Consider the following 22,277-nt stretch of genomic DNA (forward strand, 5'->3'; position numbering starts at 1 on the left):
AAAAGTATAAGGTGCACCACCACTTTAAATATGCGTATGGTATCCCTTGTAGTAAGCATAGGGGTGCCAGTCGTCAGGAACTTCCACTGGATACTTTTTAAAGTTATTAGGTCCTACCGGTGTGGTTGTCATGCTCCACTCAAGGGATGGAGACTTCCATGGGTTTTCCTCTGCCTTTGGACCACCAAGGCTCTTTATCCAGTTAATAAGAGATAGGAGTATAGCCACTGTCATTATGAGAGCACCGACAGTCTGTATTTGCATGAGCTGAACCCATTCTGGAATAGGTGGATAGTCAGGATATCTCCTTGGCATTCCATGAACCATTCCCATATACATTTGGAAGAAGAACATTATATTGGCACCTATGAGCATGAGCCAGAAGCTGAGCTTTCCAAGACCCTCTGAATACATCCTTCCAGTAACCTTTGGATACCAGTAGTATATTCCGCTGAAAGCTCCAAAGGTAAGAGCCATGCCAAGCACATAGTGGAAGTGCCCTACTATAAACAGAGAATCAGATATACCGAGGTCTATGGAGACCATGGCGTTTGGAATACCTGTGAGACCACCTATTAGGAACATGAGAATACCACCAAAAGTAAAGAGCATGGGTGTGTTATACCTTATGGAAGCTTTATGCAACGTAGCAACCCAGTTGAATATCTTTATACCCGTAGGAACACCCACAAAAAGAGTTGTGTAAGAGAAGAGAACCCTTAGCCAGTCTGGCACGCCGGAAACAAACATGTGGTGAACCCATGTCTCAAAGCCTACGAAGGCTATGGCGTATATGGCGAGAGCCATGGATATGTATCCAAAAATTGGCTTTCTTGACATTGTGGAAATAACTTCAGAAAACACCCCAAAGGCAGGAAGTATCATCACATAAACAACTGGGTGGGAGTAGAACCATAGAAGATGCTGGTAAAGTAGTGGGTCTCCACCAAGCATAGGATTGTAGAAGTTTGTGCCAAGATACTTATCGGTAAAGAGAAGTATGACACTACCCATGAGAGATGGCACACCAAAGAGCTGTATAAGACTTGCTGCCATTATGGCATGCACAAAGAGGTTGAGCTTTGTCCAACCTATACCCTTTGCTCTCATGCTCACTATGGTGGTTATCATGTTAACAGAGCCACCTGTAGAAGATATGCCATAAAGAAGAACTATAAGGACATAAAGAGAAGTTGGTCCTGCGTTGTCGTTCATGGAGTAGGGTGCATAACCAGTCCAGAGCATCTTAATCCAGTTGCCCGGTATAAGGGTAAGCAAAACCAAAAGGCTTGCACCAAAGAAGGACCAGTAGCTGAAGGCATTAAGCCTTGGGAAGGCAACGTCTCTTGCACCTATCATAAGAGGGACTAAAAAGTTAGCAAAACCGCCCATCCAGACATTCACAGCCCACCAAAGAAGCATTACAGCTCCATGACCTGTGAGGATATAGTTATACAGGTCTGTGCCTTCTTGTCCAAACAAACCGGGTAGCTGAATGCCCGGAGCGCTTTGCTCAAACCTTATGATAAGACCAAAAAGCCCCGCTACTATGAAGAAGATAAGGGAAGTAATAAAGTAAAGCATACCTATCTTTTTGTGGTCGGTGGTAAAGACCCACTCTTTGAGAGTGGCACCGTACCACGTTCCCGCTGGTGGCACATGTGCTACTGCCATGACATACCTCCTTTAGTTTTTATTGTTGAACCGGCTGAGCCGGCTCATTTGCAGGAGCTGTTTGCTGGGCTTCTTGCCCTCCCAGCCACTTGTTGAATTCATCCTCAGATACAACCTTTAGGACGCTTGCCATCCTTGAGTGCCATGTTCCGCAGTATTCTCTGCAGAAAACCCAGTATTCACCGGGCTTGTTGAACTGGAACCAAAGCTTTGTAATCCTTCCAGGAACACAGTCCTCTGTGACCCTTGCCTCGTGGACAAAAAAGGAGTGTATTACATCCCTTGAGGTGCAATATACCTTAATAGGCTTGCCTGCAGGTATGTATGCTTTTGCGGAATCGTCAATCTTTTCTGGCATCAGGTATATGTTCTTCTCGGGGTCGGCTACTTGATTGAAAAAGGTGTAGACCTTCTTACCGTTTGGATACTCAAACTCCCAACCCCACATGAAGGCGGTAACCTTTATCTCTAATGCACCCTCGGGAGCATTTCTCTGCTTTACAAAGTTAGCAAAAGAGTAGGTTCCTAGAAAGAGGACTATTATGGTAGGTATGACGGTCCAGACTATCTCTATTGCGGTGTTTCCCTCAATGTGAGCACCTTCTTCGTTTTCTTTTGGTCTGTAGCGGTATTTGACCATGAAGTAGATAGAAGGCACAGCGACTATGATGTATATGGCTACCGCCACCCAGAACCATACAGTTACAGAGTTTTCCCAGTAGGCTCTTGGGTAGGCAAGTATGTCCTCTTTTGCCATGGCTGTTCCTACCAACAAAAGCAGGCTCAAGAGGTTTTTCATGTTTTAACCTCCTTTTTCTTTCTTACTATGGCATGGAGCAAGGTGAGGCTTGCAAGCATAGCCCCACCAAAGGCAAAGATTATGGCTGGGTTAAGTCCATACTTTCCCGTGTTTGGGTCATACCTGTAGCACACCATATAGGCAACATCCACTATGGTGTTTTTCGTTATCCTAAAGGTTTCAGCCTCTGCAAGGGCAATACGAAAGTCCCTTTCTTTTGGAGATATGCCATAAAGATACCTAACTATCTTCCCATCTGGAGCTATGAATATCACCACATTAGGATGAACAAAGACCCTATCCTGACGAGAATAGAAAAACCTATAACCCAAGGATTGGGTGAGTTTTTGAATTTGGTCCTCCTTCATTATACCAAAGGTCCATTTTGGATTTTCTACACCAAGCTGAGCCTTGAACCTCTTTATATCTTCAAGAGTGTCTTCCTTATCAAAGGAAAGCACCAGAAGGTTCGCATCTTTTCCAAGTCCCTTGGTAGCTTCAAGGGCGGACTTGACTATGAGAGGGCAGGCGGAATCGCAGGTAAAGTAGGCAAGTATCAGAGCTGTGGGCTTACCCTTTATGAGGTCATAGAGCTTTTGTCTTTTTCCATCTTCCCTTGTAAACTCCACATCCGCAACCTTGTTTCCGAGATACTTCTCTTCTTCTATCTGCATTATAGTTGCATCAAACATACTTGGAGTATTCTTAGGTTGGGGTGTGCCAAAGGTAAAGACCCAAAACAGGAAAAGAAGGACTATAACCCTCATGGCTTAGAACTTACCATAAGAACCTACAATGTAAGCAGTGCCTGCCACGAGTAACCAAGCAAGGTCTACAAAGTGCCAGTAATAGCTCGCCGCTCTTGCAGGCGTCTTCTTGTTAAGAGCCTTTCCACTATTTATTAGAAGTATCAGCTGCATAAAAAGACCCACAAGCACGTGAGAAGCGTGAACTCCTGTGAGCATGTAAAAGCCTGTTCCATACATGTTTGCACTTATGGTAAAGCCCTTGTGCCAAAGATGTAGCCATTCCCAAGCGTGTATTACCAAGAAGGCAGCACCCAGAACCATAGTTGCCAAAAGCCACATTCTGTAGCCTCCAAGGTCTCCATGCTCTATACTATGCTCTGCCTTCCATATGGTGTAGCTGGAGGTCCAGAGGATAAGAGTGAGAAGTGCTACAAGTGCTAGGTTCATACCCCCCTCTGGTATCCATTCCCTAACCCATACATCCGCATGGGTTGCCCTCGCCATCCAAAAGCCTGCAAAGATTGTTCCGAATATAACCACTTCCGCAAAGACAAACCACACAATACCTTGAAAGCCAAGCCCTTCGTCATGACCCTTCGAGAAGTATTCATTAGCCCAGCCTGCGATACCGATCGCCAACAGGGCTAAACCTATACCACCTGACAAAACCGCCAGAAGGGCAAGCTTCCAGGTGAAATAGGCTATGGCAGCAAGGGACAGAAAAAAGGTTGATAAACCTACGGGCAGTGCCCATACGCTGGTTTCGTGGTGCGCCGCATGGGTTCCCTCGTGCGCCATTTTTTCACCTCCTTTGTGAGTTTTACTAATGATATAAATCATTTTTACTCTTTTGTCAAGTGTTATCAATTAATAATATTTCAAGATAGTAAGATTTTAAGATGTAAAAATCTGTTATTAGAAACTTGCATTCACAAAGAATATGCTCTAAAATTTTCAAAAAAAATCCAAAGGAGGTGTATCATGGGAAGAATGATATCTTTTAAGAAAAACGGAGTGGAGGTCTCAGGCTATCTTTCCGAGCCAGAGTTTGGAAAGGGTCCTATGGTTTTTGTGTTTCACGAGTGGTGGGGGCTTGTGGACCACATTAAAGATGTGTGCGACAGGTATGCAAAGGAAGGCTTTTATGCCTTTGGTATTGACCTGTATAAGGGTAAAACTGCCAGCGACCCAGAAAATGCAGGCAAGCTCATGCAAGACCTTTTCCAAAACAGGCTCTCTGAGGCGGAGAATATGGTAAGGGCTTCCATTGAATACTTTAGGGAACAAGACATGGGTTATGTGGCGAGGGTGGGTGAGTTTATGCTTGGCGGAACTGGCTTTTGCTGTGGAGGTACGTGCACATGGTATTTTGGGGCAAAGTTTGCAGAAGACTTTAAGGCCCTTGTGCCATACTACGGTCTTTATTCCATAGTTCCCATAGACTTTTCAAAGATAAAAGCTCCAGTCCTTGCCATACACGCTGGCAAAGATGCCTTTATACCTCTCTCAGAGGTGGTAAAGGCTATAGAAGAGTGTAATAAACACGGAATAGATGCGCAGTTTTTAATCTATTCTGGTGTAGACCATGCCTTCTTCAACAACACAAGACCTGAAGTTTACCACGAAGAATACGCTAATGATGTGTGGGAGAAGACTATAGCCTTTTTCAATAAGCACCTTAAATGACATGGAAGGATAGGCTAATTTTACTTGGGTTTTCTGTATTGGGTGCTTTTGCTTTTGGGGTGCTTGCCCTCTCAAGGGGTGAGCCTGTGGGTGCAGTGTGGCTTCTGATAGCAACGTTCTGCGCTTACATTATAGGCTACAGATATTACTCTTACTTCATAGCTTACAAGGCCTTTCAAATAGATGACAACAACCCCACGCCCGCCCATAGGTTCTACAACGGTCTTGATTATGTGCCTACCAACAAGTGGGTGCTCTTTGGTCATCATTTTGCCTCCATATCGGGTGCAGGTCCTCTTGTGGGTCCTGTGCTGGCAGCACAGATGGGATACATGCCAGGGACTCTTTGGATACTTCTTGGTGCGGTTCTGGCTGGCACAGTTCAAGATATGGTGGTGCTAACCATTTCCATGCGTAAGGGTGGGAAGAGCTTGGGTCAAATTGCAAAGGAAGAGCTGGGAAAGGTGGGTGGGCTTATAACCCTCTTGGTCATATACAGCATCCTTATCATACTTCTTGCGGTTCTTGGTCTTGTGGTTATAAAGGCATTGGCAGAAAGCCCATGGGCAACCTTTTCCGTTTTCATGACCATACCCATTGCCATGCTTATGGGCATTTATATGTGGCATATAAGACCTGGTGCGGTGCTACAGTCCTTTATCTTTGGCGTGGTGGCACTCTTGATAAGTCTCTATGTAGGCAGGCTTGTAGCACAACACGAAACCCTTGCCAAGCTCTTTACACTCTCTGAAGCCCAGCTTGCTATAGCCTTGATGGTCTATGGCTTTTTTGCCTCCGTTTTACCTGTTTGGCTCTTGCTTGCACCAAGAGATTACCTTAGCACCTTTTTAAAGCTGGGAACTATTATCCTTATTGCCATTGCAGTGGCGATAGCAAACCCACAGATAAAGATGCCTGCCTTTACGCAGTATGCCTTTACCGGCTACGGTCCCGTTTGGAAAGGAGACCTCTTTCCCTTTCTCTTTATAACCATTGCATGCGGTGCGGTATCTGGCTTTCATGCACTTATATCTTCTGGAACATCACCTAAGATGCTTGACAAAGAAAGCCATGTAAGACTTGTAGGCTATGGGGGCATGCTGGGCGAGTCCTTTGTGGCTATCATGGCACTCATCGCTGCTGTTTCTATGGAGCCAGGTCTCTACTTTGCCATAAACAGCCCAGCCTCAGAGATAGGCAAAACGGTTCAAGAAGCAGCGCAGAAGATATCCAGCTGGGGCTTTTATATAACACCCGAATACCTTGAAGAGATAGCGAGAAAAATTGAAGAGCCCACCATTCTTTCAAGAACTGGTGGAGCACCAGCCCTTGCTATAGGCATGGCTCTTATATTCACAAAGATAACAGGCGAAGCCCTGCTTGCCTTCTGGTATCACTTTGCCATACTCTTTGAAGCGGTTTTCATCCTCACTACCATAGACACAGGAACAAGAGTGGGCAGGTATATTCTTCAAGACCTGCTTTCTGGAATATCTTCTACCTTTAGGGACTACAGAAACCTCTGGGTAAATGTGCTTACCAGTGGTATAACGGTAGCAGGCTGGGGATACTTTCTCTATGTGGGAGTTATTGACCCTTATGGAGGCATAAAAACCCTCTGGCCCCTCTTTGGCATATCCAACCAGCTTTTGGCAACCACCGCCCTAGTTGTCGCAACCATTTATATGGTAAACAGCGGAAAACTAAAATACGCATGGATAACTGGTCTTCCTGCAATTTTCCTTACGGTAAACACTATAAGTGCTGGTCTTATAAGAGTTTTTCACCCAGATAAGGCAATAGGCTTTCTGGCTCAGGCAGAGTTTTTAAAGAAAGCTATAAGTTTGGGTAAACTACCTGCGACTATTCCAAGTATAGATATAGCTTATAGAGTTATCTTTAACAACTATGTAAACGCCTTTATGGCAATTTTGTATGTCTCCCTCGTGCTATGTGTCATAGCCATAGCCTTGTATAGGGTCTTTGTTGTTGTAAAGAAGCCAAGTTAATCTCCACTTTTTTGAGGAACTTCAAGAAACTTGTATAAAAGTTGTCTTATTTCTCTTATCTCTTCTTCTATCTTGTCAAAGCGTCTGCTAACGTCCGCTTTTAGTTCATCTATTCTTTTACTGGTCTCGTCTATTCTCTTGTTGGTATCATCTATTCTTTTATTAATAAGCCCGGCAACTAAGCCAAGCACTACTGCGTGTGCAGTTATTACGCTTAGGATTATAGTCAAAGCAGTTTGCCATTCCATAAAGGTTAATATATACCCTTAGCTCCTCTTAAGTCAAATTCTAATCTTTGCTTTTTTGAGGAACTTCAAGGAACTTGTATAAAAGCTGTCTTATTTCCCTTATCTCCTCCTCTATCCTATCAAGACGCTTGTTGATATCCACCTTTAAGTCATCCATCCTCTTGTTAGTATCCTCTATTCTTTTGTTAAGAAGCCCAGCTACCAGTCCGAGAACCACTGCGTGTGCGGTTATTACGCTCACGATTATAGTCAATGCGGTCTGCCATTCCATAAGGGTTTAATATAAACTTCTGTGTGTCCTTAGGTCAAGAATCCAGAAGCGATGATTTGCTATTTCGAAAAGTTGAATATAACACTTTTGGCTTGCAAGAGCCATATTTTATGGTTATACTATTCTCCTCGCAGGAGAGGTGGCCGAGAGGCCGAAGGCGGCTCCCTGCTAAGGAGTTGTAGGGTTAACAGCCCTACCGCGGGTTCGAATCCCGCCCTCTCCGTGTTAATATAGAACTTATGAAAAGAGCCATACTCGCCCTTGAAGATGGAAGCTACTTTGTAGGATACTCCTTTGGTGCAGAGGGAGAAGCCGCAGGAGAGGTAGTTTTTAACACCTCCATGACAGGATATCAGGAGATCCTTACAGACCCCTCCTATAAGGGGCAAATTGTAGTTATGACCTACACGCAGATGGGAAACTACGGCGTAAACTATGAAGATGTAGAATCCTCGGGAATTCAGGCAAACGGTTTAGTCATAAGGGAGCTATCACCCCTATATAGCAACTGGAGGGCGGTAAAGGGTTTACATGAATACCTTGCGGAGAGCGGGGTGGTGGGAATATGGGGCATTGACACAAGGGCCCTCGTCAAAAGGATAAGGGAAAGGGGAGCTCTCAGAGGGGTTATATCCACTTTGGAAAGCGAACCTGCAAGACTGGTGGAAAAGGCAAGGAGCTTACCCGACATATCGGAGCTAAACCTTGTTGAAGAGGTGGCAACAAGGGAGGTTTACTACTGGAAAGAGGGAGATTGGGACCTAAAGAGGGGCTACATATACAGAGAAAGCGTCAAACCTCTTATTATGGTGGTGGACTACGGCGTAAAGAGGAACATACTTCGCAGGCTTACCCAGGAAGGTGCAAGGGTTGTGGTGGTTCCACCCTACCATGTGGAGAAAATAATGGAAGAGATAAAGCCGGATGCCCTTTTTCTGTCCAACGGACCTGGAGACCCTCAGAGAGTGGTAGAAGGTATAAGGCTCGTGAGAAAATACATGGAAAAACTTCCTATACTGGGCATATGTCTTGGGCATCAAATAATAGGTCTTGCCTTAGGAGGAAAAACCTACAAGCTCAAGTTTGGACATCACGGTGGAAACCATCCGGTAAAGGACCTAAGAGACGGGCATATAGAGATAACCGCACAAAACCACAACTTTGCGGTAGACCCAGATACTCTAAGGGAGGTGGAAATAACTCATATAAACCTTCTTGACGAAACCCTTGAGGGCTTTAGGCACAAACACCTACCCATCTTCTGTGTCCAGTATCATCCCGAGGCATCGCCAGGACCTCACGACTCTAAGGGCATATTCAAGGAGTTTATAGGTCTTGCCATGAGTCATGCAGAACCTCAGAAGCAGTAGCGCGAAAATATTTCTCATATCTTTTCTTATATTCTTAGGGTTTTCCATAGTAACTGTAAGGATCGCCTACATACAACTGATAGGAAAAGAAGGCTATGTGGACAAGGTGGTGGAAAAGTTTCCAAAGGCATCGGTGGTTAAACTTTCTACACCCAGAGGTTCAATAAAGGACAGAAGGGGAAATGAGCTTGCCATTAGCATACCTACCCTTTCTGTATACTCTTTCCCCCACCTTGTGCAAAACAAGGAGGAGCTTGTTCAACGTATCTCCGCATTGCCTGAAGTGAAGGAGAAAGAACTCATAGAGAGGCTCAATTCAGACAAGAAGTTTGTATGGCTCGTGAGGCATATAGACAAGGTTTATATGCCCTATCTGAGGGGAGTCATTAGGGATACAAACAATGACAGAGCGGTGGGACTGCAGGAAGAGTATAAAAGGCTCTATCCCCACGGCAATCTTGCCAGCAACCTTCTCGGTTTTGTGGGAAAGGATGGAGAGGGGCTTGAGGGTCTTGAATACCTCCTCAACAAGGACCTGAGTGGTAAGGAGATTAAGGGAGTCTTTTACTTGGGCAGGTTGGCAGTAAACCCGCTGTCTGAGGATATAAGCTCAAAGGATGTTCAGCTCACCATAGACCTTGGAGTGCAAACCATACTTGAGGATATAAGGGACAAGATAGTAAAACAGTGGAACCCAGACAGGGTGGGCATAATGCTCATGGACGCAGAGACTGGTGATATATTAGGTATGGCAAACTACCCAACCTTTGACCCCAACCAGTATCAAAAGTTTCCAGCCTCCCATAGGAGGAACTTTGTGGTAACAGACCTCTTTGAGCCTGGTTCTGTGATGAAGCCCTTTTTTATTGGACAAGCACTTCAGAAGGGTTATGTAAGACCGGGTATGTGGATAGACACAGAAGGCGGAAGAACAGAAGTTTTTGGCAGGTTTGTAAAGGATGTGAAACCTTCAGGAAGGCTTACCCTTGAACAGGTGCTGATAAAGTCTTCTAACGTGGGAACCATAAAGGTTGCCCGTTTCCTATCAAAGAAGGATGTGGAGGAGCTTATGCAAAAAATACACATGACAGACAGGTTCAATCTCCTTCCAGGGGAGGTAAAACCTAAACTTCCCAACTTTAATTATCCAGCCAACATTCTCTATGCCAGCATAGGACAGGGCATAGCTTCGAATCTTTTGAATCTGTGTGTGAGCTTTAATGCCTTAGCTACAAACAGAATAGTAAAGCCCAGAATACTGCTCGATGACAAGCCTGAGGTTTTGAGGGAAAATATATTCTCACCACAGGTTTCTCAATGGCTACAGAAAAACCTTACAAAGGTAGTTGAAGAAGGAACAGCTCAAAGGGCTAAATCGGATTACTTTACTATCGCGGGCAAAACTGGCACCTCTCAGAAGTTTGACTTCAGAACTGGAAGATACTCAAGGGAAGAGCTGGTCACTTACTTTGTGGGATACTTCCCCGCCAGCAACCCAAAGTTCATAGCGGGTATAATGGTGGACAGACCAAGAGGTCCTGACCCCTACGGAGGAACGGTGGCCGCACCCTATTTCAAAGAGCTTGTGGAAAGAGTAGCCTTTTATTACCGCTTAGAACCCGACAAGCTTAGCAAGTAAGGACCTGTATTCCGCAGGCAGTAAAATTCCTTGTATTTTTGGAACCTTTATCACTCTCAAACCTGTTAACTCTTCCACTATCTGGGGGTTTGTCCTTTCGGAGATATCATCTCCTTCAAAGCCATTCATCACTATAGCTATAGGCTCTACACCCATAGACTTCATGTAATACCAACTTAGAAAGCTATGGTTTATGGTTCCAAGCCCTGCTCTTGCCACCAGCAGGGTTTTAAGCCCCCAATCCTGAGCGAGCCTTGCGTAGTTGTAGTCCTTTTTTATGGGCACCGCTACACCGCCCGCTCCCTCTACCAACAAAAACTCGTATTTTTTCAAAAGCCCCTCAAAATGCTCTTTCAGAGCCTCAAGGGAGAAATCCCCACCCTCCTCCATTATGCCCGCATAGGGGGAAAGAGGTAGTCTAAACCTCACAGGCACAACTTCCTCAAGGGACTGCCCTGTGATAGAAGCCAAAAGGCTACCGTCCGCAGGCACATCCCTAACATCCGTCTCAATGGGCTTTAGATAACCCACCCTTATGCCCCTTTCCCTGAGGGTGTAGACTAGATTATAGCTTATAAAGGTCTTGCCAACGCCCGTATCTGTAGCAGTTATGAGAAGGCTTCTCACACATATAATTATAGCCATGAGAAAAGCCATAGTAACAGGAATAAGAAGAATAGGTTATGAAATAGTAAAAGGTCTTCTCCAAAATGGCTGGAGCGTAGGTCTTGTCTACAAAAGCTCTGAACATGTTTACAAGGAGCTAATGGAAAAATTTGGTGAAAGGGTTTATGGTGTCAAAGCAGACCTGTGCTTTTGGCACGAAGCGGAAAGGGCAGTAAGAGAACTTACACAAATGCTGGGCGGAGTAGATGCCCTCATACATCTTGCAAGCCCCTACGAACCCACACCCCTTGCAAAGCTCAAAGAAGAAGACATAGACTATCACTTCAAGCCCATAGCTCAGGCTTTTGTGGTTATGAGCAGAGAAGCCTATCCCTTGATGCTGAGAAATTCTGGAGATATCAAGGGCAGAATAGTTGCCTTCGGCGACTGGGCTACAAACACCACACCCTACAGAAACTATTCCGCTTACTTTTTGGCAAAGGGTGCCTTGCACACGGCGGTAAAGGTGCTTGCCAAGGAATTTGCTCCTCATGTGCTTGTGAACGCCATAGCTCTCGGTCCTACCATAAAGCCTCCGGACTTCCCCGAAGAAAGGTGGCAGGAGTATGTGAACAAAACACCTCTCAAAAGGACTGTATCCATAAAGGATGTGGTTAAACTTACAGAATACCTGCTTGAAGTGGAAAGCATGACAGGAGAGATTATAATGCTTGACAGCGGGAGGCATGTGGCAGGTGAATGCTCATAAGATAGTCCTTCTTTTCAGCGGAGGCGTTGAAAGCACCTGTCTGCTTTATATGTATCTTAGAAAAGGCTGGCTTGTATATCCTGTATACATAAAGGCGGGCTATCCATGGGAGCCCCTTGAGCTTGAGAATGCAAAAAGCCTGTGGCTCTACACAAAGAGAAAACACAAAAATCTCATGCCTCTTAGGGTCTTGCCTGCCATAAACCCAGAAAGGGTAAGCAGAAGGAAACATGACAAGCACCTTTTCATACCTCTCAGGAACATGAGCCTTATAGCCCTTGCTGGCAACTATGCGGTGCTAAAAGACATAAGCCATGTAGCCATAGGTAGTCTGGGCATATACCCCTTTCCTGACAACAACGCGGAGTATATGAATAACCTGCAGTCCCTTATGAACATAAGGCTTTTGACGCCCTTCATGGGAATGGAAAAGCACGAAGTGTTAAAGAGATTTTCAGAAAGTGTCCCACTTGAAAGGACCCTCTCCTGCATAAGACCCAGAAGGATTAGGGGTAAGGTCCTCCACTGTGGGAAATGTGAAAAATGCAAAGAAAGGCAAGAGGCACTTAAACACCTATTACTTTGACCACAACCCTTTTGTTTCTTTGTCCGTCAAACTCTGCATAGAATATCTCCTGCCAAGGTCCAAGGTCAAGTTTCCCGTTGGTGACGGGCAGAACTACCTGAAGGTGGGTCAGAAGGTTTTTAAGGTGGGCGTCAGCGTTGTCTTCACCCGTTCTGTGATGTTTATAGTCCTCTCTGTAGGGTGCGAGGTTTTCTAACCACTTCCATATATCCTCGTGAAGCCCTTCTTCATCATCCTGAATTATTACCGACGCGGTAAGGTGCATGGAAGAGACAAGGCAAAGACCCTCTTTTATGCCAGACTCTTCTACTGCCTTTTTCACTTGCTCTGTTATCCTTATAAGCTCCCTTCTTTTATTTGTGTTAAATGTCAGATATACAGTGTGGCTTTTCATGAGTTTTCCTTAAGGTAATCGCTTATTATCTTCTCCATCATATCCCTGTGATAGAGCCTTTCCCTCTTTAGCCTCTCTATTTCCATCTCCAGCTCATGGGTCATGGGGTGGTGCTTTTCCAGTTTATCCACTTGTGCATCAAGTTCATGATGCCTCTCGTAGTGATACCTGAACTCCTTGTTTTCATTAAGAAGTTTTTGAATTGCCTCCTCTCTGCTCATTTTATGTCCTCCTCTTTAGGTCTTACTAATATTAAACCACAAAGGCTGACCAGAAAGCCAGCGGACAAGACCTGAAAAGAGGCAAAGGCTATAAAGGTTAATAGAGCGAAGGCAAAGGGAACAAGACACAGGACATAAAGCCAAAAATATCTCCTCGTGGCGGTATAGCTCCAGTAGGGGTCCTTCGTAGTATCTATAGGAAACACCTTCTTTCTTATAAGGATTGCAGGAAGGACAGAAACTATTCCAGTAGCCACCACGAAGAAGGTAAAGAAGTTTAATAAGTTTTTGTGAAGAGGAAGCCTAAAGTAAAAGTAGAGAGGAATGCAAGCGAGGTATAGGATAACCAAGGAAGCTACAAAGGCATAGTGCAGATGTCTTGACCTTGTTCTGTAAATATATACCTTTTCCATATTCCTATGATAGAATATAAGCATATGAGGTGAGAATATGCAAGTGGAGATGTTGAGCGAAGAAAAGTTAGAAGAGTGGGCGGAGTTTTTAAAGGCTTTGGCTCATCCCATCAGGCTAAGAATATTGGCGGTGCTTATTGAAGGCAAGCAGTGTGTGAAAAACCTGAGCGACCTTTTGCATACCTCACAGCCCAATGTGTCCCAGCACTTAAGCATCCTCAGGAGCAGGGGCATTGTGGGATGTAAAAGGGATGGGTCCATAGTGTGCTATTACATCAAGGACGAAAGGGTGGTAAAAATCTACGAAATACTGAGTAAGGAGGTGTAAGATGGCGGTGATAGTGCTCACAGAGAGCAACTGGCAGGCAGAGGTTATAAACTCTGACAAGCCTGTGGTGGTGGACTTCTGGGCTCCTTGGTGTGGACCCTGCAGAATAATAGCTCCCATTGTGGAAGAGCTGGCTATGGAAATGGGCGACAGGGTCAAGTTTGGAAAGCTCAACACTGATGAAAACCCAAACATAGCCATGAGGTATGGTATAAGGGCAATACCCACCATAATGCTCTTTAAGAATGGTGAGGTGGTGGACACACGCATCGGAGTTCAGCCAAAAGAAGCCCTCAGGCAGATGATTAACAGCCATCTGTGATGGTGGAGCTGTCCGAAGACATACTTTACGACTGCATCATAGTTGGTGGTGGTCCTGCGGGTTTGACCGCAGGGCTTTACTGTGCAAGGGCAAAACTCAACACCCTTCTCTTTGAAAAAGGAACGCTTGGTGGACAGATAGCCATCACAGACCTAGTGGAAAACTATCCAGGCTTTCCAGAGGGGATAAGCGGTAAAGAGCTTACAAAAAGGTTTAAGGAGCAAGCGGAAAGGTTCGGTCTGCAGATACTCAGAAAAGAGGTCACAAGGATAGAAAAGGTTGGCAAAGAGATATTCCTCCATCTGAGGACTGGAGAGCTTGTCAGAAGTAAAACCGTCATACTTACAGTAGGTTCCAACCCAAGAAGACTTGGCGTTCCGGGGGAGGAGGAGTTTTTAAACCGAGGGGTATCCTACTGTGCCACCTGCGACGGTGCTCTTTTTGAAGGTGTGCCCATAGCAGTAGTGGGGGGCGGGGACTCAGCCACACAGGAGAGCCTTTTTCTAACAAGGTTTGCCAGCCGGGTTTACCTTGTCCACAGGAGAGACCAGCTTAGAGCACAAAAGCATCTCCAGGAGAAGGTCTTTTCCAATCCCAAGATAACCTTTGTTCCCAACAAGGTGGTGGAGGAGATAAGGGGCGGTGATTTCGTTGAAAAGCTCCTCCTCCGAGATACCAAGGATAACAGCCTCTCTGAGTTGCCCGTGGAAGGTGTTTTTATATTCATAGGTCTTGAGCCCAACACGGAATTTCTTAAAGGAACCATAGAGCTTGACGATAAGGGATACATAATAACTGACGAAAGGATGAGGACTTCAATGGAAGGAGTGTTTGCAGCAGGTGACTGCAGAAGCGGGGCTACCGGTCAGGTTGCGGTGGCAGTAGGGGAAGGGTGCATAGCGGCCATAGAGGCGGAAAGATACATAGAGGATAAATTTTAAATATAAAGGTGCTAACATGGAATATCAGGGAGGGTTTGAAACCTTTAGGGAAGCGACTAGGTATATGTTTAAGTCTCCAAGCCTTTCTGATGTGCTTTTTGTGGTTTTGCTTTTTTCTCTCGCAGTAGGGTTTCTCATAGTCCTTCCTTATCTCTGGTCAAGATATAGGGCTAAGGTGGACCTCAGAAGGGAATTTTTTACTGTGGGAAAATCTCTGGGGCTTGAAAAGGAGGAAATTAACCTTCTTTGGAAATGCGCAAACATTACCAAAGAACCCATTAAGATAATGCAGGCAAAAGTGGTATTTGAAAGATGTATATCAAAACTTGTGAAGGAAGATGCATCAAAAATAGAAATGGTAACAGAGATAAGAAAAAAGCTCAGGTTTGATAGCCTCCCTTGGTTTCTACCTCTCAGTAGCACAAAGGATATAGACCTTTATCAGACAGGTTTTATAACCTACGAAAACCAGGCTTACAGCTCCGCAGTTTGGGAAAAGAACGAGCTTGAATTGCATATAGCAGTGCTCGATACACCTCTTAAGCCTATACAGCCCGGGGAAAAAGTTAAGTTTTCCTTTCTAAGGGAAGGCGATGGTAGGTATTATTTTCAAGGCGATGTGCTAAGGACCTACAGAGATGGGACAAAGTTAGTTATAGTATTACCCCATACAGACAAACTGTCAAAAATTCAGCTAAGAGAGAGCCTTCGATGGAAGGTGAAAATACCTGCAAAGATACATATATACAAAGATAGCAGTGCACTTTCGTTTGAAGAACCAGAAGAATTCATAGAAGGCACTATAGAGGATTTGAGTGTTCAGGGCATAAGGGTATGTCTTTCAAGTTTTACAGATGTAAGGGTTGAGGAAAGAGTTTTCATACAATTTGAGATAAAGTCCTACCCTATAAAGGTTTTCGGGATTGTAAAGAACGTAAGAAGCTCACCAAGCAGGACATGCCTAGGCATAAAGTTTGCAAATCTTAGCAAGGCGGACGAAGACTACATAAGAAAGTTTATAATAGAAGAGCAAAGGGAAATACTAAGAGCCTACAAGATGGGTGAGCTTAGAGAAGGCTCCTCTTCTTCAGGGCTTTGATTATCCTCTTTCTTGCCTGCCTCTCTTTCCTCTTTTTCTTCTCGCTGGGCTTTTCATAAAACTGTCTTCTTTTAACTTCTGTAAGTATGCCTTCCTTCTCCACTATCCTTTTAAACCTCTTAAATGCCTTCTCAAAGGGCTCGTTTTCCATCACTTGAACTATAGCCAAACCTATTCACCTCCTTAAGTTTTGCCAAATATTATACCAAAAACCTCGCTAAGGTTCTCCACAAAGTGCAGGGTCATCTTGTCTCTTACATACTCTGGCAGGTCTTCCATCACCTCATCCCTGTTTTTTGAGGGAAGTATAACCTCGTATATACCCGCTCTCTTGGCTGCCAGTATCTTCTCCTTTAGACCTCCCACGGGCAACACCCTTCCCCTGAGTGTAACCTCTCCTGTCATGGCTATGTCCGTCCTTACCTCCTTCCCCGTGAAAAGAGAAAGAAGGGCTACCGCAAGGGTCACGCCAGCAGAGGGACCATCCTTTGGCACAGCTCCCTCTGGCACATGCACATGAACATCGTAGTTTGAAAAGGTTTCTGGGTCTATGCCATAGTCCTCCGCTCTTGACTTTATGTAGGATAGTGCCGCTTGGGCGGATTCTTTCATTATGTCCCCCAGAGAGCCTGTAAGTATGAGGCTTCCCTTACCTTTGAACTTGGTGGCTTCTATTATCATTATCTCACCTCCTACCTCCGTCCACGCAAGCCCCACCGCTATGCCTACCATGGGCTTTTCTTCTGATACGGTAAACCTCTTTGAAACACCCAGAAATCCCTTTATGTCCCCAGCCCTTACCTCAAAAGGCAATGGCTCGCCCTTGAGCTTTTTGAGAGCCAACTTCCTAAGTATGGAGCTGAGCTGTCTTTGTAGGTTTCTAACGCCGGACTCCCTTGTGTAGCCCCTTATGACCTCTAAAAGGGCATCGTCGTGGAAGAGGACCTCTTCCATTTTAAAGCCGTGCTCTGGTAAGAGTTTTGGAAGAAGGTGGTTTTTGGCGATAAAGACCTTCTCCTCCTCTGAGTATCCTGAGAGGTGTATTACCTCCATCCTGTCCAAAAGAGGTCTGGGTATGGTGTCCACACGGTTTGCGGTGCATATGAAAAAGACCTCAGATAGGTCGAAGGGCAAACCTATGTAAAGGTCTACAAAATTCTTGTTCTGCTCTGGGTCAAGCACCTCAAGGAGGGCTGCCGCCGGGTCGCCCTGAAAGGACAAGGAGAGCTTGTCCACCTCATCAAGCACAATAAGAGGGTTTTTTGTCCCACCCTGCTTCACCGCTTGTATTATCCTGCCGGGCATGGCACCCACATAGGTCCTCCTGTGTCCCCTTATTTCCGCCTCATCTCTTATGCCACCCAAGGATATGCGGACAAATTTTCTGCCCAAGGACTCGGCTATGGACCGTCCAAGGGAGGTCTTTCCCACGCCGGGCGGTCCTACAAAGCAAAGTATCTGCACCGCATGGCTTTTGCCCTTTGTGAGCTTTTTCACCGCCAGGTATTCAATTATCCTGTCCTTTACCTTTTCTAGGTTGTAGTGGTCTCTGTCCAATATTTCCCTTGCCTTGTCAAGGTCATAGCGGTCTTTAGTGCTTTTATCCCAAGGCAGGTCAAGGACCCACTCAAGCCAAGTCCTTAGAACCCCCGCTTCTGCGGATTCGGGATGTAGCTTTTCAAGCCTCCTTATCTGCTTGTCTACTTCCTCCCTGGCTTCCTTTGGGAGCTTTAGCTTGCTTAGTTTTTTCTTGTACTCCTCTATCTCCGCCCTACGTTCATCTCCTTCGCCCAGCTCCTCCAGTATTGCCTTGAGCTGTTGTCTTAGGAAGTATTCCCTCTGCTCCTTTTCTATCCTCTCCCTTGCGACCCCTCTTATCTTGCTTTGAACCTCCAAAAGCCCCACCTCGCTCTGGAGATATTGATGAACAAGCTTGAGCCTTTCTACAGGGTCAAGGGTTTCAAGAACCCTCTGGGCTTCTACCGCCTTTATGTCCAATATGGATGCGGTCAGGTCTGCGAGCTTGCCTGGGTCTTCAATGTCCTTTATAAGCATTATGAGGTCTGGTATGACCTGCTTGCCGAGGGAGATGGCAGTGTCAAGCTGTTCCTTTAGGGACCTTATGTAAGCTTTTACTTCACTGGAGAGGTTTTCGGGGTCAAGCTCCTGCTCTTCCAAGGGCTGAATCCTTGCCACATAGTAATCCCCAGCCTGTTTGTATTCTAAAAGCCTTGCCCTCTTTATACCCTGTACCAGTATCTTTAGCCTATTTTCCTCTATGGGTGCAGACCTTACCACGTGGGCTATGGTGCCAATCTCGTAAAGGTCTTCCATGCCCGGAGATTCCACCGCCTTGTCCTTCTGCAGTAGGAGGAATATAAGCCTGTCCTTCTTTAAGGCTTCTTCTACCGCTCTTATGGAAAAGCTTCTTCCCACAAAGAGGGGGACCACCATGGTGGGAAAGACCACCAGGTCCCTGAGGGGCATCACTGGAACCTCAAAGGCTTCTGAAGGCACCTCCGGAACCCTTACAAACTCTTCTGGAAACATACCTACCTCCTAAGAGATTAACTCTTCTATAAAATCCTCCGCCACAAAGGGTTGAAGGTCCTCTATCCCCTCACCCACCCCTATGAGCTTCACGGGAATGCCCAGCTCCTTGCATATAGGCACCACCGCACCACCCTTTGCGGAGCCGTCCAGCTTTGTAAGCACAAGCCCCGTTACCTCAACCGCCTCCTTGAAAACCTTGGCTTGCTGTATGGAGTTCTGACCTATTGTAGCGTCCAGCACAAGGAGGGTTTCTGTAGGCTCTTGTGGCAAAAACCTTTTTATAACATCCCTTATCTTCCTAAGCTCTCTTATAAGAGGTTCTTTTGTGTGAAGCCTACCAGCAGTGTCTATAAGCACAACCTGATAACCCTCTGAGATAGCCTTCTGCAAGGCCTCGTAAACCACAGAGGCGGGGTCTGCACCTTCGTGCTTTTTAAATATGTCCGCACCACTCCTCTGAGCCCAGACCTCAAGCTGTTCTATAGCCGCAGACCTGAAGGTGTCTCCTGCTACAAGGAGAACCCTTTTACCTTCTTTTACAAACCTATGGGCGAGCTTTCCTATGGTGGTTGTCTTTCCTGAGCCGTTTACACCAAGAAAGAGATAGAGGCTTATGCCCTCATGAGGTTCTTTTAAGGGTGCTTCGCACCTGCTTATCTGAGAAAGTATTGCCTGTTTTAAAAGCCCAGAGAGCTGGTCTGAGGTTTTAAGGTTTTTTCTTATGGCTTCTTTCCTTAGCTCTTCCACTATTTGAAGGGAGCTTTTAGCTCCCACATCTGCCCTTATGAGCTTCTCCTCCAACTCCTCAAAGAGCTCCTCGTCTATTTTTCTACCTGCAAAGAGTATACCAAACTCTACCGCTTCCTTTGTCTTTTTCAGACCTCTTTTGAGCTTTTCCAGAAAGCTCTCCTTTTGTATAAGACCGAGCTCCTCCTGTATCTTTCTTATGACCTCCTCTACCTCCTGCCTTTTGAGGGCTGGTGCAAGTTTTATAGAACGGTTTAAAAGCTCAAGAGCCTTTTCTGGCTTTTTTGCCTCGTAGAGCAAAAGACCTGCCTTTTTTAGGCTCTCCCAGTCCCCGAGCTTTGCATACTCAACTGCGGACTTTTCTAACTCTCCCACTCTCTCATATATAAGAGCCTTCTCCTTAGCGGTTGCAAGCTCAGGGTCGTAATGCTCTATAAGCTGATAGGCGTAGTAGTATTTGCCCTCCTCCATGTATAGCCTAAAGAGAAGACCCCTCAGCTCTGGGTTTTCCTTAAACCTTTCCAATATCTCAATAGCCCTTTCCTTCTTACCCTTTTCTATGAGAGCCAGTATGGCGTTCTTGTTTCCCTTCTCTGCGAGCTTCTCTTCTTCTGACTTCCTCCAAAAGAGCATAGAATTAATATTTTACATCCTCAAGGGCATTCTTTATGCCTTTCACATGCTTTGAAAGCTCCTTAAGGCTTCTTTCGCCTGCAAGCCTGACAAAATGGCTACCCACCACCACACCATCCGCAAGGCTTGCCACCTCCTTTGCCTGCTGGGGCTTTGAAATACCAAAGCCTACCACCACCGGCTTTTTACAAACAGACCTGTAGAGCTTTAGGCTCTCCCTAAGCCTTTGTATAGGAAGCTCTTCCCTTGCACCTGTGGTGCCAGTCAAAGATACAAAGTAAACCATATGGTCTGAGCTTTCACATATGAGCCTGAGCCTTCCCTCTGTGCTTGTGGGCGATGCAAGGAAGACCACAGAAAGACCAAGTTTCTCACAAACACCTTTTAGCTCAATTCCCTCTTCTGGTGGCAGGTCAGGGACTATAAAGCCATCTATTCCACTGTCCTTTGCCCTTCTGCAGAAGTTTTCCAAGCCTATGCGAAATATTGGGTTGTAGTAAGTCATGAGCAGAAAAGGTTTTTCTGAAAATTCTTCTCTTAGCCTCAAAGAGAGCTCAAAGACATGCTTAGACCTTATGCCATTTCTTAATGCTACCTCATGAGCAGTCTGTATTGTAGGTCCATCCGCCACAGGGTCTGAGAAGGGAAAGCCTATCTCCAATATATCCGTTCCCTCTCTGAGAAGAACTCTGAAAGCCTCCAGAGAGGTCTCATAGTCGGGATAGCCCACCATCATATAAGAGACCAGAGCCTTTTTGTTTTTCTTCCAAAAACCTTCAAGCCTCATGGAACACTTCAAAGCTAACCTCTATCTGACAGGCTTTGCTAAGCATAGCGTAAACACTGCAGTATTTCTCAACCGATAGCCTTACCGCCTCTTCCACTGCCTTCTCCTTTATATTCTTCCCATAGACTTTATACTTGAGCATTATCCTCTCGTAAACCCTCGGATGCTCCTCCCTTCTTGTTCCAGAGACTTCAATTTGTATGTCTTTGACTTCCTGCCTTTTCTTTTTGAGTATGTTGGAGATGTCCACACCACTACAGCCTGCGAGGGCAACAAGCACAAGCTCCATAGGTCTGTAGCCCTGCTCACCCACCAAAAGCTCTCCAAAGCTCGTTTGAGCCCTGTATGTATGCTCAAGCTCAGAAAGCCTAAGGCTGACCCTTTTCTCTTCCATCTTACACGCTCGTATCTATGATAAAGAGGGGCTGACCGTATTCCACCGTTTCTCCGTTTTCCACAAGTATCTTTACCACCTTACCCCTCACATCGCTCTCTATCTCGTTCATCACCTTTAGGGCTTCTACTATGCAAAGCACCTGACCGGGAGACACTATATCACCCACCTCCACAAAGGGCGGTGCACCCGGCGACGGAGACCTGTAAAAGGTGCCCACAAGGGGGCTCTTTATTACATGCAGGTTATCCTGAGGCGCCTCTTCGGAAGGAGGCAAAAGCTCTTGGTATCGGACCTCTTTGTAAGGCACCTCTACCCTTTGTAGCACCTCCTTCTGATGGGTTTCTATGAAGAGTTTAAAGCCCTCCGCCTCTATGGTGAGCTGTTTTATATCGCTTCCCTTGACAAGGTTTATTATTTCCCTTATGAAGTCCCTATCCATCAGGCTCTCTTTACCACCTCTATGTAAGCTCCCGTGCGTGTGTCCACCTTTACTATGTCTCCCTCCTTTACAAAGAAGGGCACCTGCACCACTGCACCGGTTTCCAGTTTGGCAGGCTTTGAACCACCTGCCGCTGTGTCTCCCTTAAAGGCTGGCTCGGTTTCCACCACTGCAAGCTCCACCTGTTTGGGAAGTTCAATGCCTATGGGCTGTCCCTTGTAGAAAAAGACCACCACCGTCATACCCTCTTTGAGGAACTTGGTCTCCTCCCTTATATTGTCCGCAGAAACAGGGACCATCTCGTATGTAGTTTGGCTCACAAAATAGTAGTAGTCTCCGTCAGAGTAGGAATACTCCGCAAAGACCTGCTCAAAGTCCGCAAGCTCAATGGCATCAGAGGACTTGTAGGTAATCTCAATTACGTTGCCCGTCTGCATGTTTTTTGCCTTGACCCTCACAAAAGCCTGACCCTTACCGGGTTTCACATGCTCGTAGTCCAAGACCCTGTGGGGCATGCCATTATGCTCAATAAACATATCCCTCTGCACGCTGTTTATGTCAATCTTCACTCCCATGGTATATGATTTTAGCATATAT

The 22,277-nt window shown here is 45.7% G+C and carries 27 protein-coding genes and 1 tRNA gene; 11 read left to right on the forward strand and 17 right to left on the reverse strand.

Annotated elements, in window-relative coordinates; translation table 11 throughout:
* Positions 1–24: 24 nt before the first annotated feature.
* The 4 genes from G3M65_RS03070 to G3M65_RS03085 are packed head-to-tail and all read right to left on the reverse strand — an operon-like array spanning position 25 to position 4,020.
* Positions 25–1,674 (reverse strand): cytochrome c oxidase subunit I, encoded by a 1,650-nt coding sequence (locus G3M65_RS03070; protein WP_173833146.1) that lies wholly within the window; start codon positions 1,672–1,674, stop codon positions 25–27.
* Between the two features lie 19 nt (positions 1,675–1,693).
* Complete coding sequence (gene coxB, locus G3M65_RS03075; RefSeq protein ID WP_173833147.1) at positions 1,694–2,473, reverse strand: cytochrome c oxidase subunit II; 780 nt, start codon at positions 2,471–2,473, stop codon at positions 1,694–1,696.
* Positions 2,470–3,240 carry an SCO family protein gene (locus G3M65_RS03080; protein WP_173833148.1) on the reverse strand — a complete coding sequence of 257 codons (771 nt, stop codon included), beginning with the start codon at positions 3,238–3,240 and terminating at the stop codon, positions 2,470–2,472. Before G3M65_RS03080 ends, coxB begins: the two co-directional genes overlap by 4 nt.
* Before the next feature lie 3 nt (positions 3,241–3,243).
* Positions 3,244–4,020 carry a cytochrome c oxidase subunit 3 gene (locus G3M65_RS03085; protein WP_173833149.1) on the reverse strand — a complete coding sequence of 259 codons (777 nt, stop codon included), beginning with the start codon at positions 4,018–4,020 and terminating at the stop codon, positions 3,244–3,246.
* A gap of 183 nt (positions 4,021–4,203) precedes the next feature.
* Between G3M65_RS03085 and G3M65_RS03090 the strand changes: the two genes are divergently transcribed.
* Entirely contained in the window at positions 4,204–4,908 is a 705-nt protein-coding gene (locus G3M65_RS03090; protein ID WP_173833150.1) for a dienelactone hydrolase family protein, read from the forward strand.
* Positions 4,905–6,917 carry a carbon starvation CstA family protein gene (locus G3M65_RS03095; protein ID WP_173833151.1) on the forward strand — a complete coding sequence of 671 codons (2,013 nt, stop codon included), beginning with the start codon at positions 4,905–4,907 and terminating at the stop codon, positions 6,915–6,917. Before G3M65_RS03090 ends, G3M65_RS03095 begins: the two co-directional genes overlap by 4 nt.
* On the opposite strand, the gene G3M65_RS03100 is transcribed toward G3M65_RS03095, so the two are convergent.
* Both G3M65_RS03100 and G3M65_RS03105 read right to left on the reverse strand, forming a co-directional pair.
* Positions 6,914–7,165 (reverse strand): hypothetical protein, encoded by a 252-nt coding sequence (locus G3M65_RS03100; RefSeq protein WP_173833152.1) that lies wholly within the window; start codon positions 7,163–7,165, stop codon positions 6,914–6,916. The genes G3M65_RS03095 and G3M65_RS03100 overlap by 4 nt on opposite strands.
* Before the next feature lie 40 nt (positions 7,166–7,205).
* Positions 7,206–7,436 carry a hypothetical protein gene (locus tag G3M65_RS03105; RefSeq protein ID WP_173833153.1) on the reverse strand — a complete coding sequence of 77 codons (231 nt, stop codon included), beginning with the start codon at positions 7,434–7,436 and terminating at the stop codon, positions 7,206–7,208.
* A 133-nt stretch (positions 7,437–7,569) separates the two neighbouring features.
* On the opposite strand from G3M65_RS03105, the gene G3M65_RS03110 reads away from it, so the two are divergent.
* From G3M65_RS03110 to G3M65_RS03120, 3 genes are all read left to right on the forward strand, one after another.
* Positions 7,570–7,659, forward strand: a tRNA-Ser gene (locus tag G3M65_RS03110).
* Between the two features lie 16 nt (positions 7,660–7,675).
* Positions 7,676–8,806 carry a glutamine-hydrolyzing carbamoyl-phosphate synthase small subunit gene (carA, locus tag G3M65_RS03115; RefSeq protein ID WP_173833154.1) on the forward strand — a complete coding sequence of 377 codons (1,131 nt, stop codon included), beginning with the start codon at positions 7,676–7,678 and terminating at the stop codon, positions 8,804–8,806.
* A complete protein-coding gene (locus G3M65_RS03120; protein ID WP_173833155.1) occupies positions 8,784–10,445 on the forward strand; it encodes a peptidoglycan D,D-transpeptidase FtsI family protein in 1,662 nt (553 codons plus the stop codon). The genes carA and G3M65_RS03120 overlap by 23 nt, the downstream gene beginning before the upstream one ends.
* On the opposite strand, the gene bioD is transcribed toward G3M65_RS03120, so the two are convergent.
* The gene (gene bioD / locus G3M65_RS03125; RefSeq protein ID WP_173833156.1) at positions 10,419–11,072 is read right to left on the reverse strand and encodes a dethiobiotin synthase; all 654 of its coding nucleotides are present in this window, start codon (positions 11,070–11,072) and stop codon (positions 10,419–10,421) included. The genes G3M65_RS03120 and bioD overlap by 27 nt on opposite strands.
* A gap of 16 nt (positions 11,073–11,088) precedes the next feature.
* On the opposite strand from bioD, the gene G3M65_RS03130 reads away from it, so the two are divergent.
* Positions 11,089–11,820, forward strand: coding sequence for an SDR family NAD(P)-dependent oxidoreductase (locus G3M65_RS03130; RefSeq protein WP_173833157.1), 732 nt, complete (start codon positions 11,089–11,091; stop codon positions 11,818–11,820).
* Positions 11,798–12,406 carry a 7-cyano-7-deazaguanine synthase gene (locus G3M65_RS03135; protein WP_254426302.1) on the forward strand — a complete coding sequence of 203 codons (609 nt, stop codon included), beginning with the start codon at positions 11,798–11,800 and terminating at the stop codon, positions 12,404–12,406. Before G3M65_RS03130 ends, G3M65_RS03135 begins: the two co-directional genes overlap by 23 nt.
* On the opposite strand, the gene G3M65_RS03140 is transcribed toward G3M65_RS03135, so the two are convergent.
* Genes G3M65_RS03140 through G3M65_RS03150 form a run of 3 tightly spaced genes read right to left on the reverse strand, consistent with a single transcriptional unit; the run spans position 12,387 to position 13,434 of the window.
* A complete protein-coding gene (locus tag G3M65_RS03140; protein WP_173833158.1) occupies positions 12,387–12,800 on the reverse strand; it encodes a secondary thiamine-phosphate synthase enzyme YjbQ in 414 nt (137 codons plus the stop codon). The genes G3M65_RS03135 and G3M65_RS03140 overlap by 20 nt on opposite strands.
* Positions 12,797–13,021 (reverse strand): DUF465 domain-containing protein, encoded by a 225-nt coding sequence (locus tag G3M65_RS03145; RefSeq protein ID WP_173833159.1) that lies wholly within the window; start codon positions 13,019–13,021, stop codon positions 12,797–12,799. The genes G3M65_RS03140 and G3M65_RS03145 overlap by 4 nt, the downstream gene beginning before the upstream one ends.
* A complete protein-coding gene (locus G3M65_RS03150) occupies positions 13,018–13,434 on the reverse strand; it encodes a hypothetical protein (RefSeq protein ID WP_173833160.1) in 417 nt (138 codons plus the stop codon). The genes G3M65_RS03145 and G3M65_RS03150 overlap by 4 nt, the downstream gene beginning before the upstream one ends.
* A gap of 37 nt (positions 13,435–13,471) precedes the next feature.
* Here G3M65_RS03150 and G3M65_RS03155 point away from each other — a divergent pair, with 37 nt between their 5' ends.
* From G3M65_RS03155 to G3M65_RS03170, 4 genes are read left to right on the forward strand one after another with little or no spacing between them, the layout of a single operon-like run.
* Positions 13,472–13,762, forward strand: a complete 291-nt coding sequence (locus G3M65_RS03155; protein ID WP_173833161.1) for an ArsR/SmtB family transcription factor — start codon at positions 13,472–13,474, stop codon at positions 13,760–13,762.
* A 1-nt stretch (position 13,763) separates the two neighbouring features.
* The gene (trxA, locus tag G3M65_RS03160) at positions 13,764–14,084 is read left to right on the forward strand and encodes a thioredoxin (RefSeq protein WP_173833162.1); all 321 of its coding nucleotides are present in this window, start codon (positions 13,764–13,766) and stop codon (positions 14,082–14,084) included.
* On the forward strand, positions 14,084–15,025 hold the full coding sequence (gene trxB, locus G3M65_RS03165; RefSeq protein ID WP_173834655.1) for a thioredoxin-disulfide reductase: 942 nt from the start codon (positions 14,084–14,086) through the stop codon (positions 15,023–15,025). The genes trxA and trxB overlap by 1 nt, the downstream gene beginning before the upstream one ends.
* Before the next feature lie 16 nt (positions 15,026–15,041).
* On the forward strand, positions 15,042–16,124 hold the full coding sequence (locus G3M65_RS03170) for a flagellar brake protein (protein WP_173833163.1): 1,083 nt from the start codon (positions 15,042–15,044) through the stop codon (positions 16,122–16,124).
* On the opposite strand, the gene rpsU is transcribed toward G3M65_RS03170, so the two are convergent.
* From rpsU to efp, 7 genes are read right to left on the reverse strand one after another with little or no spacing between them, the layout of a single operon-like run.
* On the reverse strand, positions 16,093–16,275 hold the full coding sequence (gene rpsU / locus G3M65_RS03175) for a 30S ribosomal protein S21 (protein WP_343203647.1): 183 nt from the start codon (positions 16,273–16,275) through the stop codon (positions 16,093–16,095). The genes G3M65_RS03170 and rpsU overlap by 32 nt on opposite strands.
* Before the next feature lie 32 nt (positions 16,276–16,307).
* On the reverse strand, positions 16,308–18,674 hold the full coding sequence (lon, locus tag G3M65_RS03180) for an endopeptidase La (protein WP_173833165.1): 2,367 nt from the start codon (positions 18,672–18,674) through the stop codon (positions 16,308–16,310).
* Positions 18,675–18,683: 9 nt separating this feature from the next.
* Positions 18,684–20,057: a signal recognition particle-docking protein FtsY gene (ftsY, locus tag G3M65_RS03185; RefSeq protein WP_173833166.1), complete on the reverse strand. Its 1,374-nt coding sequence runs from the start codon at positions 20,055–20,057 to the stop codon at positions 18,684–18,686.
* A gap of 4 nt (positions 20,058–20,061) precedes the next feature.
* Complete coding sequence (trpA, locus tag G3M65_RS03190) at positions 20,062–20,856, reverse strand: tryptophan synthase subunit alpha (protein ID WP_343203645.1); 795 nt, start codon at positions 20,854–20,856, stop codon at positions 20,062–20,064.
* Positions 20,834–21,238, reverse strand: coding sequence for an OsmC family protein (locus G3M65_RS03195; RefSeq protein WP_173833167.1), 405 nt, complete (start codon positions 21,236–21,238; stop codon positions 20,834–20,836). The genes trpA and G3M65_RS03195 overlap by 23 nt, the downstream gene beginning before the upstream one ends.
* A gap of 1 nt (position 21,239) precedes the next feature.
* Entirely contained in the window at positions 21,240–21,680 is a 441-nt protein-coding gene (accB, locus tag G3M65_RS03200; protein ID WP_173833168.1) for an acetyl-CoA carboxylase biotin carboxyl carrier protein, read from the reverse strand.
* Positions 21,680–22,255 carry an elongation factor P gene (gene efp / locus G3M65_RS03205; protein ID WP_173833169.1) on the reverse strand — a complete coding sequence of 192 codons (576 nt, stop codon included), beginning with the start codon at positions 22,253–22,255 and terminating at the stop codon, positions 21,680–21,682. Before efp ends, accB begins: the two co-directional genes overlap by 1 nt.
* Positions 22,256–22,277 lie beyond the last annotated feature (22 nt).

This window comes from Hydrogenobacter sp. T-8 (genome assembly GCF_011006175.1).
In the GTDB taxonomy this organism is placed as follows: Bacteria; Aquificota; Aquificia; order Aquificales; family Aquificaceae; genus Pampinifervens; species Pampinifervens florentissimum.